The sequence below is a fragment of the Paraburkholderia fungorum genome, assembly GCF_003610895.1.
Lineage (GTDB): Bacteria > Pseudomonadota > Gammaproteobacteria > Burkholderiales > Burkholderiaceae > Paraburkholderia > Paraburkholderia fungorum_B.
Window position 1 is genome coordinate 26,875 of record NZ_MCAS01000049.1, and the last position, 7,156, is coordinate 34,030.

Annotated in this window: 6 protein-coding genes; 2 read left to right on the plus strand and 4 right to left on the minus strand. The window is 62.2% G+C overall.

Annotation, left to right across the window (positions count from 1 at the left end):
* Positions 1-65 precede the first annotated feature (65 nt).
* Positions 66-2,048, plus strand: a complete 1,983-nt coding sequence (locus BCY88_RS33280) for a methyl-accepting chemotaxis protein (RefSeq protein ID WP_120348367.1) — start codon at positions 66-68, stop codon at positions 2,046-2,048.
* Positions 2,049-2,109: 61 nt separating this feature from the next.
* Here the strand turns inward: BCY88_RS33280 and BCY88_RS33285 are convergent, their stop codons facing one another.
* A complete protein-coding gene (locus BCY88_RS33285) occupies positions 2,110-2,763 on the minus strand; it encodes a glutathione S-transferase family protein (protein ID WP_120348368.1) in 654 nt (217 codons plus the stop codon).
* A 219-nt stretch (positions 2,764-2,982) separates the two neighbouring features.
* Between BCY88_RS33285 and BCY88_RS33290 the strand changes: the two genes are divergently transcribed.
* Positions 2,983-4,431 (plus strand): polyhydroxyalkanoate depolymerase, encoded by a 1,449-nt coding sequence (locus BCY88_RS33290; protein WP_120348372.1) that lies wholly within the window; start codon positions 2,983-2,985, stop codon positions 4,429-4,431.
* A 1-nt stretch (position 4,432) separates the two neighbouring features.
* Here the strand turns inward: BCY88_RS33290 and BCY88_RS33295 are convergent, their stop codons facing one another.
* The 3 genes from BCY88_RS33295 to BCY88_RS33305 form a co-directional block, all read right to left on the minus strand.
* Positions 4,433-4,867 carry a cupin domain-containing protein gene (locus tag BCY88_RS33295; RefSeq protein WP_120348369.1) on the minus strand — a complete coding sequence of 145 codons (435 nt, stop codon included), beginning with the start codon at positions 4,865-4,867 and terminating at the stop codon, positions 4,433-4,435.
* A 166-nt stretch (positions 4,868-5,033) separates the two neighbouring features.
* Complete coding sequence (locus tag BCY88_RS33300) at positions 5,034-5,645, minus strand: flavin reductase family protein (RefSeq protein WP_120348370.1); 612 nt, start codon at positions 5,643-5,645, stop codon at positions 5,034-5,036.
* Positions 5,646-5,852: 207 nt separating this feature from the next.
* Entirely contained in the window at positions 5,853-7,103 is a 1,251-nt protein-coding gene (locus BCY88_RS33305; protein ID WP_120342987.1) for an IS256 family transposase, read from the minus strand.
* Positions 7,104-7,156 lie beyond the last annotated feature (53 nt).

Here is a 7,156-nt window from a genome sequence, read left to right on the forward strand (position 1 = left end):
CATTGGGGTAAACCATGCATTCGCATGGTTTACCCACCACATGTCTTCCTTTACGCCGAATACCCATGGAATTTCTCTCTTTGCGCCGCGCCAGTGTTGGCGCCCGGCTCGCCGTGCTGTCGTGCGCGCTGGTGGCGCTGATTTTTGCCGCTTTTACGTGGGCGCTCACGCGCAGCGCCGGCCAGCAGGTCAGCGATCAGGTGCTGCAACGCATCGCCGACAAAGACCGTTCGATCGCCGCGATGATCAGGCTGTTCGACGAGGCGCTTTCTGCGGAAGTCGATCGCTCGACGTCGCTGTTCGCAAGCTTCCTGCCCACCGGCTACACGCTCGACGAGAGTCAGAAAGTCGACGTCAACGGCGTCGCCACGCCAACCATCAAGGCCGGCGACAAAGTCCTGAACATGGACTTCTCGATTCCCGACCAGTTTCTCGAACGCAGCGGCGCGGTGGCCACCGTATTCGCTCGCAGTGGCGACGATTTCGTCCGCGTGACGACTTCCCTGAAGAAACAGGACGGCTCGCGCGCGATCGGCACGCTGCTCGACCGCAAGGGGCCCGCGTACGCGCCCATTCTCGCGAACAAATCGTATACAGGGCTTGCGGCGCTCTTTGGCAAGCGCTGGATTACCCAATATCGGCCGATCACGGACGCGAGCGGTCGCGTGATCGGCGCGCTGTTCGTCGGCGTGAACGTGGACAAGGAAATCCAGTCGGTCGAAGACGGCATCAACAAACTGAAAATCGGCGACAGCGGCTATTACTTCGTGGTCAACGCCTCGAAGGGCGCGGACCGCGGCAAGCTGATCGTGCACCCGGCGGCCGCCGGCCAGAATGCGGACAACGCAAATGCGCCGTATCAGCAAATGCTTGACATGAAGGAAGGCCAGCTCGAATTCAGCTCCGCCGACGCGACGCTCGGCGAGCGCGATGCGCGCGACAAATTCGTGTCGTTCATCACCGTGCCGCAATGGCAATGGCTGGTGGGCGGCGTCGCGCCGCGCGACGAGGTGATGGCGGAGGTGAGCGCCACGCGCAATAAATTCCTGCTGATCGGTTTCGCGCTGGTCGGCGCGTTCGCGATCGTGTTCCTGATCGCCGTGCGCCGTCTCGTGAGCCGTCCGCTCGATGAAGCCGCAAAGGCGTCCGAGCGCTTCGCCTCGGGCGATCTGAGTGTGCGTGTGGCCAAGGGCGTCAAGGGCGCGAATACGCGGGCCGACGAGATCGGCCGCTTGATGCAGTCGATCGACGGCATCGGTGAAGGCCTCGCGCGCATTGTTTCGCAAGTGCGCAATGCGTCGACGGACATGTCGGAAGGCACCGAAAAGATCGCCGCCGGCAGCGGCAACATTGCCGCGCGGATCGCCACGCAGGCGAGCAGCCTCGAAGAAACGGCGGCCAGCATGGAACAGATCACCTCGACTGTGCAGCAGAACGCCGACCATGCCGCTCAGGCCAACACGCTCGTCACGAACGCCGCGGACGCCGCGCTCGAAGGCGGCCGCGCTGTCGAACGCGTGGTCTCGACGATGGGCGAGATCAGCCGCTCGTCGCAGAAAATTGCCGAGATCACCAGCGTGATCGAAGGCATCGCGTTCCAGACCAATATCCTTGCATTGAACGCGGCCGTAGAAGCCGCGCGCGCCGGTGAGCACGGCAAGGGTTTTGCGGTGGTGGCCTCGGAAGTGCGTGCGCTCGCGCAACGCAGCGCGGCTTCGGTGAAGGAGATCGAGCAGTTGATCGCCGCGTCCACAGCGACCGTTCAAAGCGGCTTCCGGATCGCGGAAGAGGCCAGCTCGACGATGCAGGGCATCGTTCAACAGGTCGGCCAGGTGCGCGCCATCATGGCGGAGATCAGCGTCGCGTCACGCGAGCAGTCGGGCGGCATCGAGCAGGTCAATCTTGCCGTCACGCAGATCGGGGAAGCGACCCAGCAGAATGCGACGATTGTCGGCGAGGCGGAACTCGCGGCGGCCGAGTTGCGCGATCAGGCTGCGCGGCTTGCGCACGTGGTTAGCGTGTTCAAGCTGGAAGCGGGACGGGATTGAGCTAGTGTCAGTGTGCCGGTGCGCGCATTCTGCCGCGCACCGGCATTGGCCTGCGTCGTCGTCAAAACTCCACATCCAGTTCGTCGATCTCTTCCACTTCCTGTTGCGCATCCGCGATCCATTGCTGCATCTCCGGCAGCGCCATGATGCGCTGCCCGTAGTCGACAATGTCCGGATCCAGCCTGACGTCGTAGGTCACGAAGCGTGTCACCACCGGCGCGTACATCGCGTCCGCCGCGCTGCGCTCGCCGAACAGAAACGGACCGCCGTACTGCTTCAGGCACTCGCTCCAGATCGTCACGATGCGGTCGATATCCGATTGCGCCCGCGCCCACACCTTGAAGCCCGGAAAATGCGCTTTCAGATTCATCGGCAAGGCCGAACGCAGCGAAGCAAAACCCGAATGCATCTCGCCGCAAATCGAGCGGCAATGTGCTCGCGCGCGAATGTCTTTCGGCAAAAGCGCGGCCTCCGGTTTCAATTCGTTCAGATATTCGGCGATCGCCAGGGTGTCCCAGATCTTGATGCCGTCATGAAAGAGACACGGCACCAGGATCGACGGCGAAAGCAGCAGCAATTCAGCGCGTGCGGCGGGATCGTCGATCGGCATCACGATCTCTTCGAAAGGCAGACCGCTAAACTTCGTCAGCAACCAGCCCCGCAGCGACCACGACGAATAATTCTTGCTGCTGATGGTGAGCGTGGTATTCGCCATACGTTTCTCCTCCAGATGAGGCGTTCCGCCGGCGCCTGAGCATGCGCATGCACGTTGCCGTGCGTGGGTGCACCAAAGCGCGGCAAATTCGGCCCGCTTTCACAACTGGCGCAAATGCTATGCCAACGTGCAGGCACGGCCATGCCCGTGCAATCGCGCGATTGGCACATGACTTGCCTCTATTCGGGCTCCTTCCTTTTCTGCACTCGTGCGAAGGTTATGAACCTGTTCGCATATCCCACATACCAGGCTTTCGCCGACCTGATGCTGCCGATGCGGCACGGCGCGGCGCTGGTGAATCATTCGCTCGACGCGTGGCCCGCGTTTGGCGAGACGTCGCATGGCCGCTCGCTACGCGCAACCTGCGAATTGCTGACGCTCGCCGGACTCACGCCGGTCAGGCCGCCGTTCGACATCGACAGCGTGGTGACCGAAGGCCAAGCCGTGCGAATCGTCGAGGAAGTGGCCGCGCACACGCCGTTCTGTTCGCTGCTGCATTTCCGTAAGGATGCCTCCCTTTCGCATCCGCAGCCGCGCGTGCTGGTGATCGCGCCCATGTCCGGCCACTTCGCGACGCTGCTGCGTGGCACCGTTCGTACGATGCTGGCCGAACACGACGTCTACATCACCGATTGGCACAACCCGCGCGACGTGCCGCTGAGTCAGGGCCGCTTCGGCTTCGATGAATTCGTGCAGCACGTGATCGATTTCAGCGAGACGATCGGGCCGGGCGCGCACCTCCTGGCGGTGTGTCAGCCGACCGTCGCCGCGTTGGCCGCGGTCGCCCTCATGGCCGCCGACGACAATCCCGCGCAACCCGCCAGCATGACGCTGATGGCGGGTCCGCTCGACACGCGTATCAACCCGACACGCGTCAATGAGCTGGCTAAAAGCAAGCCGATCGAGTGGTTCGAGCAGAACCTGATCAGCGCGGTGCCGTTTGGTTTTGCGGGCGCGCATCGTCGCGTGTATCCCGGCTTCGTGCAGCTGACCGCGTTTATGTCGATGAACCTCGGCCGTCATCTCGACTCGTTCGAGACGATGCATTACGAGCGCGCCAAAGGCGATCCGGCGAAGGCCGACACGATCCGCACTTTCTACGAAGAATACTTCGCGACAATGGACCTGACGGCCGATTTCTATCTGGAGACGGTCGATACGGTTTTTCAACGACATGCACTGCCGTTGCATGAGCTCACGGTGGGGGAGCGGCTTGTGGAGCCTTCAAAAATCCGTCGCACGGCGCTGCTGACCGTGGAAGGCGAGAAGGACGATATCTGCGCGGTCGGGCAGACGCTCGCCGCGCAGGACATGTGCGACAAATTAAGGCCGTATCTAAAGACGCATCATGTGCAAACCGGCGTGGGGCATTACGGTGTATTCAACGGGCACCGGTGGGAGCGGCAAATTTATCCACGCGTGCGGGCGGTGATTTACGACAATGAACCGCGCGCGGTGGTGGCGAATTCGCGGGCGCGCACGATTCAGCCGGTGTCGGCGGCGGTGGCTTCCGAGGTGACGGCGGCCGCGCCGGCTGCTGCGGCAGTGGTCGATATCGTCACGGATACCCGCGTGACTGCCGCCACACCGAACGGAACCGGCTCCGCCGCGAAACCGCAACAGGCGTCACGAGCGCCGCGCCGGCGGCCACCCGCAACGCAATCGTGAGTCAAGCCGCGACGCCCTTCCACGGCTGCACCGCCGGCACGTCGCACGGACCTTCGACTTCGATGGATTTGAAGTCGGCCGGCGACACGATTTCGATGTACTCCATATCTTCCGAGTAATCGAACAGATAGTGGACGATGCCCGGCGCCTGGTGCACGCAATCGCCCGCGGCGACGAGCGTCTCCTTGTCGCCATACATGAACCGCGCCCAACCCTTCAGCATGATCACAATGTGGAAATCGGCCTCATGGCGGTGCCAACCCGTGCCTTGCTCTGGTGCGTGATTCGCCTTGACGAGTTGCGCGAGCACCTTGCCGCCGGTTGCCTGCGCGATGCCTAAATCACGGTACAGAAAAAAATCGCGCAGACCCTGATCCACGTAGGACGTGTCTTGCGGACGGACATGGCTGAACTGCGTGGCGAATTCGGTGGACATGATCGCGCTCCTCTTGAGTGAGCCGGCAGTTGAAAACGACGCGTTGAGCGTCGGTTGCAAGCATCAAGCGGGCCAGCTGGCGGCCTCCGGCTTTGCGTTTCGCTGGGGCGATCGGGTGGCCTCACTCCGCATTGCGCGGCACGAGGCGCTTCAAACGTTCTGATGCTTATGCTGTCGGGCGGAACATCTGGAACATCTCGCCGATTTCTGCGTAGTCCGCACGGTAGCCGGCGCGCATGATCGGCTGCGCGGCGTGGGTGTCGAACAGACCGTCTTTCAGGTAGGCCTCGTTGATGTGGACACCCACCACCTGCCCGAGCGACAGGTAGTTGTCCATTGGCTTGCCCTCGAGCGTGTGAAGACGGACTACTTGCAGCAGCTTGCATTCGAGCGCAGCCGGCGATTCGGCAACATGCGGCACGGCGACATTGCGACCGGGTGCGGGCGTCAGGCCGGCGAGTTCGAATTCGTCGACGTGCGGCGCGACCGGTGCGGACGAACGGTTCATCTGTTCAGCGAGCGGCTTGCTGGACAGATTCCAGACGAATTCGCCGGTAGCTTCGATGTTGGCGATGCTGTCTTTACGGCCTTCGCTGCAGAAACCGATGATCGGCGGGAAGCTGGCGAACGCACCGAAGAAGCTGTAGGGCGCGAGGTTCAGGGTGCCGTCGGCGGCGCGTGAGGAAATCCAGCCGATCAGGCGCGGGGCGACGATGGCCTTGAACGGGTCGTGCGGGAGGCCGTGACCGGTGGCGGGGTCGTAGAAGTAGTGGGGCATGGTTGAGCGGTTGCGGTTTTTGGTCGGAACGGTGGTTATACAGCAGGACGCGTGACGTTGCTGGGCGCGGACGCAAGACGCCCGAGCCACCACGCTGTGATTCTGGATTCAGGATTAAGCCTTCGGAAAACCGCTAAAACACATGCAAGCCAGTCAAGGCGATTGACAGGGGGTGTCAGAATTTCCGTGTTCAAGGCGGGTTGAGAATTACACGGATGGTCGAACGAATCGGTCCTCATAAAGTATGGCGAACTGGTTCATGGCGGCCTTCCAGTCATGAGCCGCACGCCCCCAATCGGCAGTGATGTTACGCAATGCAAGCCAGATGAGCTTCGTCGCAGCCTCGTCGGTCGGGAAGTGGCCCCGCGTTTTGATGATCTTGCGCAACTGCGAGTTGATGTTCTCAATGGCGTTCGTCGTGTATATCACCTTGCGAACCGACGGTGGAAACGCAAAGAACGGAATTACGCGATCCCAGGCGTTGCGCCACGCCGCGCTGACCGGCGGGAATTTCTGCCCCCATGGCCCATCAGCAAATGCATCGAGTTCCGCCTGCGCCGCTTCCGCGCTGGGCGCGGTGTAGATCGGGCGGATCGCTGCGGCCAGGCCCCTGCGGTCCTTCCAGCTCGCGTAATCGAGGCTGTTGCGGATCAGGTGAACAATGCAGGTCTGCAGCGTGGTGGCCGGAAACACTGCCGCCAGCGCCTCGGGCATACCCTTCAGACCATCGGTGACGGCGATCAGGATGTCGTTGACGCCGCGCGTCCTGAGGTCGTTGAACACCTTCATCCAGAACTTGGCGCCCTCGGTGTTCTCGATCCACAGGCCGAGGATATCGCGTGTGCCGTCGGGAAGAATGCCCAGCGCAAGGTAGATCGCCTTGTTGCGCACCACGGCGTCTTCGCGGATCTTGACCCGCAATGCGTCGAAGAACACCACCGGATACATCGGCTCAAGCGGGCGGCCCTGCCAGGCCGTCACTTCGGCCATGACCTCGTCGGTAACCGAGCTGATGAAATCAGGCGAGACGTCGGTGCCATACTGTTCGAGCAGAAAGCCTTGTATCTCACGCACGGTCATACCCCGGGCATACATGGCGACGATCTTGTCATCGAAACCCGTGAAGCGCCGTTCGTGCTTGGGAATCAGCAGCGGTTCGAAACTACCGTCGCGATCGCGTGGGATCTCGATACGGATCGGACCGTCCTCGGTCAGGACTGTCTTGGCGCCCGTGCCATTGCGCTGATTGGTGACGGCCGCGGGCTTTGCAGCACCGGACGTGTAGCCGAGATGATGGCTCATCTCGCCACCCAGCGCCCGCTCGATCAGCGCCTTCTTCAAGGACAACGTCGCGGCGTTGATCGCTTCGGCCGTCATCGGCCCGTTGCCGAACTTCTCAAGCAGCTCAGCGGGGATCACCGGCAGTTCTGCCGGCGTAGCTTTCGGTTTGCGAGGCATAGGTTCTCCTGGGGAGAATGATATGCCTTGAACACGAAATTAATGACAGGCCC